The sequence below is a fragment of the Nitrincola alkalilacustris genome (assembly GCF_008973755.1).
Taxonomy (GTDB): Bacteria; Pseudomonadota; Gammaproteobacteria; order Pseudomonadales; family Balneatricaceae; genus Nitrincola; species Nitrincola alkalilacustris.
Genome location: NZ_WBOM01000006.1, coordinates 197,912 through 214,767, shown reverse-complemented (window position 1 = coordinate 214,767; position 16,856 = coordinate 197,912). Strand labels below are relative to the sequence as shown.

18 protein-coding genes are annotated in these 16,856 nt (G+C 53.7%); 5 read left to right on the top strand and 13 right to left on the bottom strand.

All coding sequences use genetic code 11. The features are described from left to right. Nucleotides 1-8 precede the first annotated feature (8 nt). The 4 genes from asd to leuC form a co-directional block, all read right to left on the bottom strand. A complete protein-coding gene (asd, locus tag F7R27_RS12855; protein WP_151704664.1) occupies nt 9-1,124 on the bottom strand; it encodes an aspartate-semialdehyde dehydrogenase in 1,116 nt (371 codons plus the stop codon). A 91-nt stretch (nt 1,125-1,215) separates the two neighbouring features. Continuing rightward, entirely contained in the window at nt 1,216-2,301 is a 1,086-nt protein-coding gene (gene leuB, locus F7R27_RS12850) for a 3-isopropylmalate dehydrogenase (RefSeq protein ID WP_151704663.1), read from the bottom strand. A 77-nt stretch (nt 2,302-2,378) separates the two neighbouring features. Beyond that, nucleotides 2,379-3,026 (bottom strand): 3-isopropylmalate dehydratase small subunit, encoded by a 648-nt coding sequence (gene leuD / locus F7R27_RS12845; protein ID WP_151704662.1) that lies wholly within the window; start codon nt 3,024-3,026, stop codon nt 2,379-2,381. A 15-nt stretch (nt 3,027-3,041) separates the two neighbouring features. Then, complete coding sequence (leuC, locus tag F7R27_RS12840) at nt 3,042-4,463, bottom strand: 3-isopropylmalate dehydratase large subunit (protein WP_151704661.1); 1,422 nt, start codon at nt 4,461-4,463, stop codon at nt 3,042-3,044. A 156-nt stretch (nt 4,464-4,619) separates the two neighbouring features. Between leuC and F7R27_RS12835 the strand changes: the two genes are divergently transcribed. The 3 genes from F7R27_RS12835 to phaC are packed head-to-tail and all read left to right on the top strand — an operon-like array spanning nt 4,620 to nt 7,633. Next, complete coding sequence (locus tag F7R27_RS12835) at nt 4,620-5,504, top strand: LysR family transcriptional regulator (RefSeq protein ID WP_151704660.1); 885 nt, start codon at nt 4,620-4,622, stop codon at nt 5,502-5,504. 54 nt (nt 5,505-5,558) lie between these two features. Beyond that, on the top strand, nt 5,559-6,539 hold the full coding sequence (locus F7R27_RS12830; protein ID WP_151704659.1) for a poly(R)-hydroxyalkanoic acid synthase subunit PhaE: 981 nt from the start codon (nt 5,559-5,561) through the stop codon (nt 6,537-6,539). Then, entirely contained in the window at nt 6,536-7,633 is a 1,098-nt protein-coding gene (gene phaC / locus F7R27_RS12825; RefSeq protein WP_151704658.1) for a class III poly(R)-hydroxyalkanoic acid synthase subunit PhaC, read from the top strand. Before F7R27_RS12830 ends, phaC begins: the two co-directional genes overlap by 4 nt. Nucleotides 7,634-7,670: 37 nt before the next feature. Here phaC and phaR read toward each other — a convergent pair whose 3' ends face one another. From phaR to F7R27_RS12805, 4 genes are all read right to left on the bottom strand, one after another. Next, complete coding sequence (gene phaR, locus F7R27_RS12820) at nt 7,671-8,213, bottom strand: polyhydroxyalkanoate synthesis repressor PhaR (protein ID WP_240776369.1); 543 nt, start codon at nt 8,211-8,213, stop codon at nt 7,671-7,673. Between the two features lie 6 nt (nt 8,214-8,219). Then, nucleotides 8,220-8,483, bottom strand: coding sequence for a DUF6489 family protein (locus F7R27_RS12815; RefSeq protein WP_151704657.1), 264 nt, complete (start codon nt 8,481-8,483; stop codon nt 8,220-8,222). Nucleotides 8,484-8,608: 125 nt separating this feature from the next. Continuing rightward, nucleotides 8,609-9,007: a Cu(I)-responsive transcriptional regulator gene (gene cueR, locus F7R27_RS12810; protein WP_240776368.1), complete on the bottom strand. Its 399-nt coding sequence runs from the start codon at nt 9,005-9,007 to the stop codon at nt 8,609-8,611. Between the two features lie 5 nt (nt 9,008-9,012). Then, complete coding sequence (locus F7R27_RS12805) at nt 9,013-11,349, bottom strand: heavy metal translocating P-type ATPase (protein ID WP_151704656.1); 2,337 nt, start codon at nt 11,347-11,349, stop codon at nt 9,013-9,015. Nucleotides 11,350-11,499: 150 nt separating this feature from the next. Between F7R27_RS12805 and F7R27_RS12800 the strand changes: the two genes are divergently transcribed. Next, a complete protein-coding gene (locus tag F7R27_RS12800) occupies nt 11,500-11,712 on the top strand; it encodes a heavy-metal-associated domain-containing protein (protein WP_151704655.1) in 213 nt (70 codons plus the stop codon). 7 nt (nt 11,713-11,719) lie between these two features. Here F7R27_RS12800 and speE read toward each other — a convergent pair whose 3' ends face one another. The 4 genes from speE to prmB form a co-directional block, all read right to left on the bottom strand. Next, a complete protein-coding gene (gene speE / locus F7R27_RS12795) occupies nt 11,720-12,571 on the bottom strand; it encodes a polyamine aminopropyltransferase (RefSeq protein ID WP_151704654.1) in 852 nt (283 codons plus the stop codon). Beyond that, the gene (speD, locus tag F7R27_RS12790) at nt 12,555-13,049 is read right to left on the bottom strand and encodes an adenosylmethionine decarboxylase (protein WP_151704653.1); all 495 of its coding nucleotides are present in this window, start codon (nt 13,047-13,049) and stop codon (nt 12,555-12,557) included. Before speD ends, speE begins: the two co-directional genes overlap by 17 nt. Before the next feature lie 245 nt (nt 13,050-13,294). Then, nucleotides 13,295-14,386, bottom strand: coding sequence for a chorismate synthase (gene aroC, locus F7R27_RS12785; protein WP_151704652.1), 1,092 nt, complete (start codon nt 14,384-14,386; stop codon nt 13,295-13,297). 50 nt (nt 14,387-14,436) lie between these two features. Then, nucleotides 14,437-15,348 (bottom strand): 50S ribosomal protein L3 N(5)-glutamine methyltransferase, encoded by a 912-nt coding sequence (prmB, locus tag F7R27_RS12780; protein ID WP_151704651.1) that lies wholly within the window; start codon nt 15,346-15,348, stop codon nt 14,437-14,439. A gap of 62 nt (nt 15,349-15,410) precedes the next feature. Here prmB and F7R27_RS12775 point away from each other — a divergent pair, with 62 nt between their 5' ends. Further along, nucleotides 15,411-15,980, top strand: coding sequence for a Smr/MutS family protein (locus tag F7R27_RS12775; RefSeq protein WP_151704748.1), 570 nt, complete (start codon nt 15,411-15,413; stop codon nt 15,978-15,980). On the opposite strand, the gene F7R27_RS12770 is transcribed toward F7R27_RS12775, so the two are convergent. Continuing rightward, nucleotides 15,970-16,842 (bottom strand): DUF4892 domain-containing protein, encoded by an 873-nt coding sequence (locus F7R27_RS12770; protein ID WP_151704650.1) that lies wholly within the window; start codon nt 16,840-16,842, stop codon nt 15,970-15,972. The genes F7R27_RS12775 and F7R27_RS12770 overlap by 11 nt on opposite strands. Nucleotides 16,843-16,856 lie beyond the last annotated feature (14 nt).

Genomic DNA, 16,856 nt, shown 5'->3' with positions numbered 1-16,856 from the left:
GGGCTTGATCAGCCTTGCAGCAGGATACGCAGCATTCTGCGCAGCGGCTCGGCCGCCCCCCAGAGCAACTGATCGCCAACACTGAACGCATTGAGATATTCAGGCCCCATCTTCATTTTGCGCAAACGACCGACCGGGATACTGAGGGTACCGGTCACCTTGGTGGGCGACAGCTCAGCCATGGTGATCTCACGCTCATTCGGAATCACCTTGACCCAGTCATTGGCGCCTGCGATCAGCGCCTCAATTTCGCTCAGCGGCAGATCACGCTTGAGCTTGATGGTGAACGCCTGGCTGTGGCAACGCATCGCACCGATACGCACACAGGTACCATCTATTGGCACAGGGCTTGAGGACTGACCGAGAATTTTGTTGGTTTCAACAAAACCCTTCCACTCCTCTTTGCTCTGCCCATCCTCTACAGCCTTATCGATCCAGGGTATCAAGGAGCCTGCCAGAGGAACACCGAATTTATCCGCCGGGAAGTCGCCACTGCGCATCGCTTCAGCTACTTTGCGATCGATATCCAGGATCGCGGATGCCGGATCGTCGAGCTCGGGCTTCACAGCCGCATTGATCGCACCCATCTGACTGATCAGCTCACGCATGTTCTGCGCACCGGCACCCGATGCAGCCTGATAGGTCATGGAGCTGACCCACTCAACCAGATCAGCCTTGAACAGACCACCCAGCGCCATCAACATCAGGGAAACGGTACAGTTGCCACCAACATAGGTTTTCACACCCTTGCTCAAGCCATCGCGAATAACATCCAGATTGACCGGATCCAGAATGATGATGCTATCATCCGCCATACGCAGAGAGGACGCCGCATCAATCCAGTAGCCATCCCATCCGGATGCACGCAGTTTGTCATACACCTCGCTGGTGTAATCACCGCCCTGACAGGAGATGATTGCATCCATCTGCTTCAGCTCATCAATATTACGAGCATCTTTCAGGGGAGGGGTTTCCTTACCGATATCGGGGCCAGACGCACCCGCCTGTGAGGTCGTGAAGAAGATCGGTTCCGCAATATGATCGAAATCACCCTCTTCCAACATCCTCTGCATCAGTACTGAGCCGACCATACCACGCCAGCCTACAAACCCTACACGTCTCATTCGTGCCCCCATATCAATTAGATTGCAAAACTTCTGAGGCCAGCTCTGCTACATGACGCGCTCTAGCGCTCATGCAGCAGAGCTCAACCTCTCAGCGGTTACGCAGCGCTTCCATGACTGCATCACCCATGACGGAGGTACTGACCTGCTGCATCCCCTCAGACATGATGTCTGCGGTACGCAACCCCTGATCCAGCACCTGACTGACAGCCTGTTCGATCCTGTCGGCCACTTCGCCACAACTCAAAGAGTAACGTAGCATCATAGCGGCTGAGAGGATCGTTGCCAACGGGTTGGCGATACCCTTTCCTGCGATATCGGGCGCAGAACCATGACATGGCTCATACATTCCCTTGTTATTCACATCCAGTGACGCCGATGGCAGCATTCCGATCGAACCGGTCAGCATAGCTGCTGCATCCGACAGAATATCGCCAAACATGTTGCCGGTCACAATGACGTCAAACTGCTTGGGTGCACGCACCAGCTGCATCGCCGCATTATCGACGTACATATGGCTCAGCTCGACATCCGGATACTCGGCAGACAGCTCATTCATCACCTCGCGCCAGAGCACCGTCACTTCGAGCACGTTAGCCTTGTCGACAGAGCAAAGCTTGCGATTGCGTGCACGGGCTGCCTCAAATGCCACACGCCCGATACGACGTATCTCATTTTCATCATAAACATAGGTGTTGTAGCCTTCGCGTACACCACCCTCTTTAGTGCGATAGCCACGTGGCTGGCCAAAATAGATGCCGCCAGTCAGCTCACGCACAATCAGGATATCCAGCCCGGATACCACCTCAGGCTTGAGCGTTGAGGCGTGCGCCAGCTGCGGATAGAGAATCGCCGGGCGCAGGTTGCCAAACAAGCCCAGTGCAGAGCGGATGCCCAGCAGGCCTTTTTCCGGACGGATCTGGAAATCGGGGATCGTATCCCACTTCGGACCACCCACCGCTCCCAGCAGAATGGCATCAGCATCTTTTGCCGCCTGCAGAGTTTCTTCGGGCAGAGGCACACCCGTGGCGTCGATGGCAGCACCACCGACCAGTGCTTCGCTCAGGTTCAGCGCCAGGCCATGCTGCTCATTAACCAGTTCCAGCACACGACGTGCTTCGTTGACTATCTCCGGGCCAATACCATCGCCAGGAAGGATCAGAATATTCTTTGACATCAGTTTCAAACCTTATGATAACTGTTGATTACTGCTTTGTTTTGATGACTGCTTTGTTTTGATGACTGCATGGTCGATCAACTGTTCTGCGCAAAAAGCCAGGGAGCTTCCTGTCGGCGGCGCTGCTCATAAACACTGATATCGTCGGCAAACTGCAGCGTCAGGCCAATATCATCCAGACCATTTAACAGGCAGTGCTTGCGGAACTCATCCACCTCGAACGGCAAGCGTGTACCATCGGCTTTTACAACCGCCTGACCCGGCAGGTCGATCGTCAGTTGATAGCCCTCATTCGCCTCTACTTCAGCAAACAGCTGATCAACACTGGCTTCATCCAGCACAATCGGCAACAGACCATTCTTGAAACAGTTGTTGTAAAAAATATCGGCAAAACTCGGTGCAATCACGGCCCGTATGCCGAAATCTTCCAACGCCCAGGGTGCATGCTCTCGGCTGGAACCACAACCGAAATTGCGACGCGCCAGCAGAATGCTGCAGCCTTTATATCGCGGTATGTTAAGAACAAAGTCCGGATTCAGAGGGCGTTTACTGCTGTCCTGGTCAGGTTGACCCTCATCCAGATAGCGCAGCTCATCAAACAGGTTGGGTCCAAAACCGGAACGCTTGATCGACTTCAAGAACTGTTTGGGGATGATCATGTCGGTATCAACATTGGCACGATCAAGAGGAGCCACGATACCCTGATGCTCTGTAAATTTTTTCATCTGTTTCTCCTCCGCTTACTGGGCTGCAAATTCGCGCACATCGACAAAGTGACCAGCAACCGCTGCTGCAGCCGCCATCGCAGGACTCACCAGATGGGTACGCCCACCAAAGCCCTGTCGTCCCTCGAAGTTGCGGTTGGATGTGGAGGCACAGTGTTCACCCGCCTCCAGCTTGTCCGGATTCATCGCCAGACACATGGAGCAACCGGGTTCACGCCATTCCAGGCCCGCCTCAATAAACACCTTGTCCAGCCCTTCCGCTTCGGCCTGAGCCTTGACCAGACCAGAACCCGGTACCACCATCGCCTGCTTGACGCTGGAAGCCACCTTACGCCCTTTCACCACGGCAGCCGCTTCACGAAGATCTTCGATGCGCGAATTGGTGCAGGAACCGATGAACACTCGATCCAGTTTGATGCTCTGGATAGATTGATTTGGCTGCAGCCCCATATACTTGAGTGCACGCTCAATCCCTTCACGCTTGCCGGCATCATCAGCCTGAGCCGGATCGGGCACCTGCCCACCTATGGCAACAACCATTTCAGGTGATGTACCCCAGGTCACCTGAGGCTCTATCTCCTCACCCTTGATCACAACCACCTGATCAAAGTAGGCATCCTCATCGGATACCAGCTCCCGCCAGGATGTCACAGCCTGCTCCCACAGATCAGCCTTGGGCGCATAGGGGCGACCCTTGACGTAATCAATGGTGGTCTGATCCACCGCAACCAGGCCCACACGCGCACCGGCCTCGATCGCCATATTACAGATGGTCATGCGACCTTCCATAGACAGGTTGCGAATCACCTCACCACCAAACTCAATCGCACAGCCCGTACCGCCGGCCGTTCCGATCACACCGATCACATGCAGCACGACATCCTTGGCTGTAACGCCTGCACCAAGCTTGCCATCAACACGCACCAGCATGTTTTTCATCTTTTTCGTGATCAGGCACTGTGTAGCCAGAACATGCTCCACTTCCGAGGTGCCGATACCATGCGCCAGCGCACCGAAAGCGCCATGTGTTGCCGTATGGGAATCACCGCAGACAACTGTCATACCCGGTAGAGTAGCGCCCTGCTCAGGACCTACGACATGCACGATACCCTGGCGCAGATCGTTCATTTTGAACTCGACAATGCCAAAAGCATCACAGTTATCATCCAGTGTCTTCACCTGAATCCGTGAAACAGGATCAACAATACCCTCAACTCCGGAAGAGCGATCCGTGGTCGGTACGTTGTGATCCGGTGTTGCCAGGTTGGTATCCAGACGCCAGGGCTTACGGCCTGCAAGACGCAGCCCCTCAAATGCCTGAGGTGACGTCACCTCGTGCAGCAGGTGCCGATCAATATAGATCAGTGCACTGCCATCCTCATTGGCGCGCACCAGATGGGTATCCCATAACTTATCGTAAAGTGTCTTGCCGGCCATTGGTTTTCTCCCGGGAAACTATTTTTTTCATTAACAGGTGACTTATCCTAATTCAGCAGGTCTCAATACACAAATTCATAATTTTTATCATATTCATTCCAAAACGGAATCAGTATACTGATCTTTTGAATATCAAACCTCCAGGAGCCTCCAGGTATGGATAGCGCCACACTGACTGCTTTTGTTTCTGTTGCCGATTGCCACTCATTTTCAGAAGCGGCTAACCGACTGTTTCTGACTCAGTCAGCCATCAGCAAGCGGGTTGCCCAGCTCGAAAGCCAGCTCGCCTGCAGATTATTTGACCGCATCGGGCGCCATGTGTCACTCACAGAAGCAGGCGTGCAACTATTGCCCAAGGCACGAGAGATTCTGCAATCACTGGAAGATGCTCAGCGAATGGTCAGCAACCTCTCCGGCAGAGTAAGTGGAAAATTATCCGTGGCTGCCAGCCACCACATCAGCCTGCACCGACTCCCTCCTGTCCTGAAAGACTATATTCAACGCTTTCCAGAAGTTGAGCTCGATCTGAAGTTTGATGAGTCAGAGCTGGCTTATGAAAGCGTGTTGCGCGGAGATCTGGAGCTGGCTTTGATCACTCTGTCGCCACATCAGGATGAACGGATCTGCGCCGAGGTGATATGGAAAGACAGGCTGCAATATGTTGTTTCATCCCAACACCCTCTGGCCAACAGCGCAGCCATTTCGCTGCAACAGCTCAACTGCCACCCTGCCATCCTGCCCCGCAGCAGCACCTTTACTCATGCACTGGTCCGTCAGCAACTGGCTGAGCATGGACTGGAGCCTCAGACAGGCATGAGCACCAACTACCTCGATACGCTACGCATGATGGTGCGCATCGGCCTGGGCTGGAGCCTGCTACCGGAAACCATGATAGATGAAGGACTCGTGTGCCTGGATGTGCAGTCAGCACCGGTTTATCGCGACCTGGGGTTTATTCACCATCGTGACCGCACACTGTCGAATGCCGCCAGAGAGTTGGTCACTCTGCTGCAACAGCAAAGCAACACCAATGACCGATAGTCAACCCGTTCGGGGTATATTAAGATCAACTGATCAGAACATTTGGAGAGTATTGTGGACAATGACCTGCTTGAGCTGATGCGACGCTGGCTCAACCGTCCAGCCGACGTTACAGCTGCAACTGATGATCCAGACCGGAAAGCAGAGCCAGAAGGTGATGCTGACTGGCAAACCCTGCTGCAGAAGCTGCAGTCACAGGGATGGAGTCAGCTACCTCAGCAGCAGGCGGAGGTACTCTCCTTACTGACCCGACAGTCGAGTGAGTTCACGCGATTTGCCGAGCAACTGCTGGCCAGTCTCAACGAAAAAAGTGCTGAATTAAGTTTTGCGCCTTTCTTCACTCAGTTCCATGACCATATCAGACGCCTGACCAATGAGTGGCTGGTTCAGCGATGGCAGCTGCCCGAGCAACTGGGCAGCCTGCTCAGAACCCATAGCTTTCAGGATGATCTGCTGTTTGACAACCCCTTTATCAATGGCTTGAAAAGCCTGCTGGAAAACCCGGTAGTCGGCACCACGCACCAGCAGCAAAGTGCGATCAAGAAAGGCGTTGCCCTGCTGCTGGAATATCAGCATGCGCTGTCTGATTACAGTCAGCATTACAGCCGCATCAATACCGAAGCACTTGAGCAGATGATGCATGAGGTCAATCAGAGCGACAGTGAAATCAGCACTCTTCACGAGCTGCACACGCTCTGGGTCAACTGCTATGAAAGCGTCTATGCCAAGGCGATCTCTGCCGATCAGTATCAGCGTGCCCACGGACGTATCAGCAATGCCGTCATGCAGTTGCGAAAATTCATGCAGGACCAGCGAGATGTGCAGCTCAATGCAGTTGGACTGGCAACCCGTCAGGGGTTGAATACCGCGCTCGAGAGGCAGCATAAGATGCGCAAGCAGATGAAACAGGTCAGGAAAGAGCTTAACGAACTGGCTGTTCTGCGAGAAGAGGTTGCACTACTCAGGAAGGAGGTGCAGCAATTGCGCAAGGATAAGAGCAGTAAACCTTCGACAGACCGGGATACCAGCGCATGAGCGGACTCAAGCTTGACCCACTCAAAGTGGCAGACGAACTGACGACGTTTAACCGTCGCCTGATAGACAGCTATATCACACTGAACAAGATTCATGAGATCGACACGGGCCAGACACCCTGTATCGAGATCTACCGCGAAGACAAGATGAAGCTGAACTACTACGCCCCGATCGGCAAGCCCAGCTGCAAGACCCCGTTGCTGATCTGCTATGCCCTGGTCAATCGCCCCTACATGATCGACCTGCAGCCTGACCGCTCACTGCTGCTGCGATTACTGGAGCTGGGTATACCTGTGTATCTGATCGATTGGGGCTACCCGGATCCGGCGGATCGCTACCTGGACCTGGATGACTATATCAATAGCTACATGAATGAGTGTGTCGATCAGGTCTGTCAGCATGCCGGCACTGAACAGGTCAACCTGCTGGGCATCTGTCAGGGCGGTACTTTCAGCCTCTGCTATACAGCGCTGCATCCTGAAAAAATTCGTAATCTGATCACGGTAGTGACACCGGTTGACTTCGGTACCGATGACTTCACACTGAGTAATCTGGCGCGCCATGTTGATGCAGACCTGGCCGTCGATACCTATGGCAATATCCCCGGTGAGATGCTGAATGACAGCTACAACTCGCTGATGCCTATGCGACTGAGTATGCAGAAAAATCTCGGCATGCCGCGGCAGCTCGAAAACCGCGAGTCTGCCCTGAATTTTCTGCGCATGGAGAAGTGGATCTACGACAGTCCAGACCAGGCCGGCGAAGCCTTCAGACAGTTTATCAAGGATTTTTTTCAGCAGAACCTGCTGATAAAGGGTGAGGTCTGTATCGGTGGACGCTCAGTCAAACTCAAGACGATCACTCAGCCGTTGTTGAATATTTATGGCAGTCAGGATCATCTCGTCCCCCCCTCCTCATCCAAGGCCCTCAAGGGGCTGACCGAAAGTGTGGACTATCAGGAGCTGGAAGTCAGAGCCGGCCATATCGGCCTGTTTGTCAGTGGTTCGGCACAGAAGGTCGTACCCGGAACGCTAGCACAGTGGCTGATAGAACGTGACAGCGCTGAGCGCAAAAAACCTTCTCGCCGGAGCTGAGATGTCCGGCGAGATTATTTCTCACTTACTCTGATACTCACTTCTTCTTGGTGGCTGGTTCAGCCTCGTCTGCCTTGTCACGCCCCTGAGTCGTGGCACCTGAAGCTGCCTTATCACCAGCCTCTTTACCACCTACAGGCGCAAACATATTCCACACAGCCATATTCTGATCCGCCAGGCGGTTCATCATGGTCAGAGGGTTCGTCGCGCCGATCATGTTCTGCATCTGATCGCGAATCCTGTCCTGATGCTCCAGAAAGGCCGCAATACTCTGTTCCAGATACTGGCTCATCATGCCCTGCATACTGTCGCCGTAAAAGCGTATCAACTGCTGTAACACCTGATTTGTCAGCAGAGTACCATGGCCTTCGGCTTCCTGTTCACTGATGATCTGCATCAGTATATTCCGGGTCAGATCATTTCCGGTCTTGGAATCCTGAACCTGAAACGCCTCACCTTTCAAAACAAGCAGTTTTACATCCTCCAGGGTGACATAACAGCTACGTGAAGTATCATACAAGCGCCGGTTGGTGTACTTACGAAGAATCCGCACATCAGACTCCTTAGGCTTTACACTCATCAGAAATTAATCCTTGCTGTCGGATGCAGAGCCTGAGCGCCCATATTGGCTCAGCATACCCATCATCATCTTCTGAAAACCTTCCATTGAGCCCAGTCCGGTCGCCATGAAAGGCTTGAACAGGGTCAGAGGGTCGTAGCCTTCTGCGCCTGCCTGCATGCGTTCACGAATCTGATTGATCATCTCCTCATGCAGGCCTGTTACATCCGGCAGCCCCAGGCTTTGTCGCAGCTCATCCGGTGTCATCTCTATATCGATCTTGAACTTCATATCGGACCCGCCCGTAGTTTAACCTGCTTGACTCAAGCATACCTTAAAAAAGCGCTTATGATCCAGTTGCTGCGCTTTTTCCGGATGTAAGAGGTTTTATGGCTGCATGATAGGGGCATTGGCTTTTACAGATCACGGCGAGACAAGTCCTCCAGTATCGGGCAATCCGGTTTATCATCACCGTGGCATTGGCTGATCAGCCCCTCCAGCAGCTGCTTCATCTTCTCCAGTTCAAGGATCTTATCCTGCAGCTCCTGAATATGATGCTGCGCCACCTCTCTGACCTCTGCGCTGGTACGCTCGGGGTTCTGCCACAGCTGAACAAGATGTTCGATCTGCGGCACAGAGAAACCCAGACGCCTTGCCCGGCGGATAAAAATCAGCGTTTGAACATTATCACCGGAATAGAGGCGATAGCCGTTATCGCTCCGTCGCACCTGCTGCAGTAAACCGATACTTTCATAGTAGCGCACCATCTTGGGGGACACACCTGATGCACTGGACGCTTCGCCGATGTTCATCATGTCGCTCACCTCACCTCTGCCAGCTTATCTGCAGCCGTTCCTTGTGTGATATCTGCCGCCATCTGCGCACGAAAACGCCTCAGGCGCAGCGCATTAGCCAACACGCAGATACTTGACGCCGCCATCGCCATCGCAGCAAACACCGGCGACAGCAGCAGGCCAAAGGCAGGATAAAGCACCCCTGCCGCAACAGGAATCAGACTGGTGTTGTAGGCAAATGCCCAGAACAGATTCTGACGGATATTATTCAGCGTGGCATGCGAAAGCCCGATGGCATTCGGCACATTACGCAGATCGCCCGACATCAACACCACCTCTGCCGACTCCATCGCAATATCGGTTCCGGTACCGATGGCGATACCGATATCTGCCTGTGCCAGTGCAGGAGCATCATTAATTCCGTCACCGACAAATGCCACGCGTTGCCCACTCGACTGCAGCTCTTTAATCGCATCGACTTTACCATCCGGCAACACTTCGGCAACCACATGAGTGATACCCAATGAATCGGCTATCGCCTGAGCGGTGCGTCGATTATCACCCGTGATCATCACCACATCGAGCCCCAGCGCCTGCAAGGCTCGGATAGCCTCTGGTGTACTTTCCTTGATGGGATCTGCAACAGCCACTATGGCTGCAAGCTCTCCATCCACAGCAGCATACAAGGGGGTTTTCCCCTCACTCGCCAGACGCATAGCCACCTCTTCAAAAGGTTGCGTATCCAATCCCAACTTGTGCATCAGACGATCCGCCCCCACGGCTATACGCTGCCCAGACACATCTGCCAGCACACCAAACCCGGGTTGAGCATCAAAAGCCGACACATCCATCAGTTCCAGACCACGAGCGCGGGCTTCCTCCACAATGGCCTCAGCGATGGGATGTTCGGACGAGGACTCCACGCTGGCTACAGATGCCAGCACCTGCTGCTCATCAAAGCCCGGCAACACCACAAGATCAGTCAGCTCAGGATGCCCCTTGGTCAGTGTGCCGGTCTTATCCAGAGCGATCACCCTGGCATCACGTAAAGACTGCAACGCCTCGCCACGTCGGAACAGAATACCCAGCTCAGCAGCCTTGCCGGTACCCACCATGATGGACGTTGGCGTGGCCAACCCCATCGCACAGGGGCAGGCGATAATCAGAACCGCCACCGCATTGACCAGCGCCAGTGGCAGAGCAGGCTCAGGACCGAAGATCAGCCAGACCAGAAAAGTCACAAGTGCTGCCGCCATGACGGCAGGTACAAAATAAAGAGTCACCTTATCGACCAGCGCCTGAATCGGCAACTTGTCTGACTGCGCCTCCTCCACCATGCGTACGATCTGCGCCAGCAGCGTATCGCGACCTATGCGTGTCGCCTTGAAGGTGAAGCTGCCGGTCTTGTTGATGGTGCCACCGATCACCTCATCGCCCACCTGCTTGGCAACAGGCACCGGCTCACCGGAGATCATCGCCTCATCAACATAGGAGTGACCGTCTACCAGCTCACCATCAACGGCTATCTTTTCGCCCGGCCGGACTCTGATGATATCGCCCAGTTGCAGTTGCTCAACCGGGAGTTCAAGCTCCTGATCCTGACGCACGACGCGCGCGGTTCTGGCCTGCATATTGAGCAGACGACTGATCGCCTGACTGGTCCTGCCGCGCGCCTTGGCTTCCAGAAAGCGCCCCAGCAGGATCAGCGTGATAATCACTGCAGAAGCTTCAAAATACACATGCACCGCTCCCGCCGGCAGCAGCGTCGGGAGGAAAGTCGCCACCACCGAATAGCCATAAGCGGCCGTGGTACCAAGCATCACCAGCGAGTTCATATCAGGTGCGGCACGCATCAGTGCAGGCCAGCCCTTGATATAGAACTGCAAGCCGGGGCCAAACTGCACCAGAGTGGCCAGTACGAATAACAGATAGAACAGATTCTGCTGCCCTATCAACCCATGCAGCCAGTGATGGAAGGCCGGAATCAGGTGCCCTCCCATATCCAGTATGAAGATCGGCAGTGTCAGTGCTGCTGCAAGCAGGGTACTGCGATGCAACCGGGATTGCTCCAGCTCCTGACGGTCTGCCGTACTTTCCTGCTCAGCACTCTCTTGTGTGATCAGATGCGCTTCGTAGCCAGCCTTTTTCACGGCACCCAGTACTGCCTGAATATCCAGATCCTCGGTCGTACTGCTGATATGGGCGCGGGCGGTAGCCAGATTCACGTTAGCCGAATCTATCGACGGGACTTTTAGCAGTACTCGCTCAACCCGGCCGACACAGGACGCGCAGGTCATCCCCTCTATAGCAATATCCAGATCAATTCTGTGCTGGTCGGATGAATGCTCAGTGCTGATGTTCATGCTATACCCCTGCAACGTTAACTCATCTGGATGTTATAAACCTTTCCATCATGTCAAGGTCAAGCGTTGAGTGCTATCATTTTTATCTTGACCTTACCATCATGGAAAGCTTTAGCATGTACAGGTTCACATCTGACAGGAGAAACCGAAATGCTGGAAGTCAATGTAAGTGGAATGAGTTGCGGACACTGTGTTAAAGCGGTCACTCAAGCCGTTCAGGAGCTGAACAGCGAGGCAGTGGTCGATATTGATCTGAGCAGCGGCAAGGTCAATATCACTGGCGTGAGTGATATGGCGGCAGTATCTCACGCCATTGAAGAAGCCGGGTTTGAGGTGACAGGGATCAATGCGACCGGGGCCTGAAACAGGCTCAGACAGAGGCTATCGAGTCCTGTATATACTGAGGTAATGCAAATGCACCCTGGTGAAGTTCCGGGGTGTAGTAGCGTGTGGTGATACCGCTCTGGCTGAAGCGCTCCTGCAGAACAGACACAGAAAGCTTGCGCAGACTGCTATTATCACTCCCCCACGCAAATGCCATGACGCCACCAATATAGGTCGGTACGGCAGCACAGTAGAAGGTCTGGTCGATAAAATAGGGGCCCAGACGCCTGCAAGTGGTCTGCAGCTCTTCAGACTGCATGAAGGGCACACCATTTTGCGCCACAAATACCCCTTCAGGATTCAGGCAGCGCTTGCATCCGGCATAAAATTCACTGCTGAACAGCACCTCACCCGGTCCCACCGGGTCGGTACAGTCTGAGATAATAATATCGAAGCGTTCAGAACAGCGCGCAACAAAATCGATACCATCGGCTATCACTATGCGGGCACGGGGATCGTCAAAAGCCCCCTGAGAGTGCTCCGGCAGATGCTGTCGACACAGATCAATCACCGCCTGATCTATCTCCACCTGGGTGACCTGCTCAACTGACTGGTGGCGCAACACCTCCCGCAGTATACCGCCGTCGCCACCGCCAATGATCAACACACGCTTGGCTTTGCCATGCGCAAACAGGGGCACATGAACCATCATTTCGTGATAAATGAATTCATCACGCTCGGTGGTTTGAATGATCCCATCGAGCGCCATGACACGACCAAAGTGGCGATTTCGGAAAATCAGCAGTTGCTGATGTCCAGTATTCATCTCGAACAGCACCTCGTCAACCGAGAACTGCTGAGCGTAGCCGGGGTAGATCTGCTCAGCGTACTGCGTCATCACTCTCGACCGTTACCTTTCCACGCAGAATCTCACTCACTAGAATCTCTTTCGGAGAGAAGGCAGCTTCCAGAACTGGAAGCGTATTTGCAGGCTCCGCATCACCGCACATGAACACATCGAATGCAGCAAAGTTGCGCTCCGGCCAGGTGTGAACACTGATATGAGACTCAGCGAGCACAGCCACACCGGAGATACCTCCATTGGGGGTAAAATGGTGCAGGTGGATATGCAACAGCGTCGCCTTGGCGGCCACTACGGCATCTCTGAGTGCATTTTCCATCACTTCCAGATTATCCAGATGCGAAGCACCCTTCAGATCGATGATCAGATGAGTGCCGGCATAACGCTGGCCATCACGTTCGATGAAAAAGTCCAGACGTTGCTCGCCGTCTTCCTTCTTGAAGGCAGGCCAGCGTGCAACCGGGGTTGTAAGGTTTTCTTCAGCCTCGGACATTACGCCAATAGCTTCTTGCATGGTGTTTGCTCCAGACAAGCGCGCTGTTGTGTGCGCATCCTAAACAAAAAAATCCAGCCTGATCAGTGCAGAATATCCGGCAAAGCCGAAACTCGCTTATTAACTTCTATAGACTGGCTCGATACAAAATCAGTGACCTTTATACAGTCTTGTGTAACAAATACAAGTTTTGTACAAGTATTCCCTTAAGGAATGCCTGTACAAATCACTGACCAAAATCTATCAAGTCCATTTGAATCAATACATTATCTCAAAACCGGTAGATCTGATCTGACATCGGCATTCTGCCCTCTGTGCCTGAGCAGATGATCCAGCAGCACTATCGCCATCATCGCTTCGGCAATCGGTGTAGCACGTATTCCAACACAGGGGTCGTGCCTGCCTTTGGTGATCAGATCCACAGCTTCACCCTTCGAGTTTATACTTCGACCCGGTAAGCGAATACTAGATGTTGGTTTAAGAGCGATATGCGCCACTATCTCCTGACCGGTCGATATCCCGCCAAGAATGCCGCCTGCGTGGTTGGACAGAAAGCCGTCCGGCGTCATCTCATCACGGTGCTCCGTCCCTTTCTGGCTAACAGCGGCAAAGCCATCACCTATCTCTACTCCTTTGACCGCATTAATGCTCATCAGTGCATGCGCAAGATCAGCATCCAGTCGATCAAAGACCGGTTCACCGAGTCCGACCGGCACACCAGAGGCCACCACCGAGATGCGCGCCCCGACAGAGTTGCCCTCTTTACGCAGCTGATCCATATATTCAGCCATCGCCTCTGCGGCCTGAGCATCCGGTGAGAAGAATGGATTGTTGCCCACTTCATCCCAGTTGAAACGGTCCTGATCTATGACAATAGGGCCCAGTTGTGACAAAAAGCCGCGTATCTCAACACCCTGAGCAGCCAGCACCTTCTTTGCCAGTGCCCCTGCGGCCACCCGCATCGCAGTTTCACGTGCTGATGAGCGTCCACCACCACGATAATCACGGAAGCCATATTTGTGGTTATAAACATAGTCAGCGTGCGCGGGCCTGAAGGTATCCTGAATATCGGAATAATCCTTCGAGCGCTGATCCGTGTTTTCGATGATCATGCCGATGGGTGTTCCGGTGGTACGCCCCTCGAACACACCTGACAGAATTTTCACCTCATCCGCCTCACGTCTTTGAGTCGTGTGACGTGACGTGCCGGGTTTGCGTCGATCAAGATCGATCTGCAGATCAGCTTCACTGATCTCGATTCCCGGTGGGCAACCATCTACGATACACCCGATTGCCGGACCGTGACTCTCACCAAAACTGGTGACTACAAATAGTTTTCCGATGCTGTTACCGGACATAGTTGAATCCTGTTTTCAAAACGACACTGACAAGGATGTCAGCCTTGAATTTACTTTGCATACTGACGCAGTTCGGCGGCGGTGATGACGAAAACACCATTACCCCCCTGCTCCAGCTCAACCCAGATCAATGGTACTTCAGGGAACTGTTCCATCAGATGAACTTCACTGTTACCGACCTCAACCACCAGAAGCCCATCCTCTGTGAGATAATCGGCTGCCTCACTCAGAATACGACGGGTAATATCGAGCCCATCATCCCCTGAACCCAGAGCAAGCTCAGGCTCATGCCGGTACTCGGCAGGCATCGCCGCGAGATCTGCAGCATCAACATAGGGCGGGTTGCTGATGATCAGATTATACTGTCGTCCTGTCAGTTCGTTAAACAGATCACTCTGAATCGCCGTAACACGATCCTGCAGCCCATGCCGGGCAATGTTCTTCTCGGCCACCTCAAGCGCATCGGGAGAGATATCTACCAGATCCACCTCAGCCTCCTCAAACACCAGTGCACTGGCTATACCGATACAGCCGCTACCGGTGCAGAGATCCAGGATATGCTCGATCGGCGTATCAGACAGCCAAGGGGAAAACTCGCTGCTGATCAGCTCAGCCGTCGGCGAGCGGGGAATGATCACTCGCTCGTCAACATGAAATGGCAGCCCCATGAACCAGGCTTCGCCCGTGATATAAGGCAAAGGCTTGCGATCAACGACGCGCTGACGAAGATAGTGTAGAATACGCCGCTTTTCAGTCATGGTCAGCCGCGCATCAAGCAATTCACGATGACTGTCCCATGGAAGGTGTACGGCATTGAATACCAGTTGGACCGCTTCGTCCCAGGCATTATCAGTGCCGTGACCGAAAAAAACCTCATGTTCATGGAATGCACTGAGGGCCCAGCGGATATAATCGCGCAGGGTATGCAACTCATCGCAAACGGATGCCTGATCTATCTTCATCAATAGCCTGATAAACTGAAATTAAGTTGCGCCAATCTTAAAGAAATAACACCTTGAATGCCATGATTGATGACCCGGAAATACCAAGCAGTGATGAGGATATCGACTTTGCCAAGGCAATTGGTGATGTCAAACCTATCCAGCATGATCGTGCCGACCTGACGCGCCGCCGCTCCCGCAAGGAACTCAACCTTGACCCCGGCCTCAACTACAGACGTGAAGCAGCATCCATTGAACCTGAGCGGTTCATTGACGGGCTATCATCGGAAGCGGCAGAGATTGTGGAGTCGGAAGATGACCTGCTGTTTGCCGTGCCGGGCGTGCAGATACGCCAGCTGAAACGCCTGCGTAAAGGCCATATCCCCTGGGAGCAGGGACTGGACCTGCATGGCTATACGGTTGAAGAGGCACGTGATCAGCTCAGTCGATTCATTCGATCCGCCCGCAGGGATAATGCACGCTGTGTGCTGATCGTTCACGGCAAGGCTTACAGTCAGCCGGGCCAGCCGGCACGACTGAAGTCTTCCGTGAACGACTGGTTGCGCCAGATCCCCGGTGTGCTGGCCTTCAGCTCAGCACAACCCAAGGATGGCGGTACAGGTGCCGTTTATGTTTTGCTGGCTAGTAGCTGATCACCACCAGCACCTGCTCACGACCGGCCAGAACGGAAGGTACAAGGGCTCCGACACCATAGGCCTGCAGCCGATCAGATAAACCATTACCCAGCACTACCTGATCACGCACACGCTCCGCCATCGTCTGAGCGGCAGTCAGTGACTGCTCGACATCAGTATCAGCCAGATGCACCACCAGCCTCAGATTGAGGTCAGCATCTGCTTCCAGCAGATTCTGCAAGGCTCTTATCGCAAGGGACTCCTGCCCCGGCCAGTCGGTCAGCTCGGCATAGCCCCTTGTATACAACAGCTCACTCCACTCCAGCGCTTCATCTTCAGTCACATCGGCCGATTCAGCGCGGTCGCTGTGAACGACATCAAGCTGCATATAGACACGGCCATTACCCCGGCGAATGGTATAAAGGGCAATATGCGCATCAGGATGCCTGGCAGCCAGGTAGGATTGACTTCTGTCAGCACCAAAAAGTGTTGCATAGCCGAATACATCATTGGCCCACAGATTGCTGGCACCGCAGCTTCTGGCATTACACTCAAAGAGTATTTCAGCACTGTTTTCAATCAATTGGCTGCGAATCATGTCAAACCCCTGCTCAGGTGTGTTACCCCCCAGCAGCTCATAGGTGTGGCGTGTGACATTACCACTCAGACGCAGCTCCCTGTCCATGCGCAAGAGCCCCTGGATACGGGTGACCTGCGATAGTGGTATAACATAATCCTCGGAATACACCTCTTTGCGGTCAACCAGTGTCGACAGAGGTACGGGGCTCAACCACTCAGGCAGCGCTGCCTGTGCAACCACACCCAACGGATTGATAGCCAGAGCGGTGATCAGCAGCGCTCTCATGATATATCTTTGCATGCATACTCCTGTTT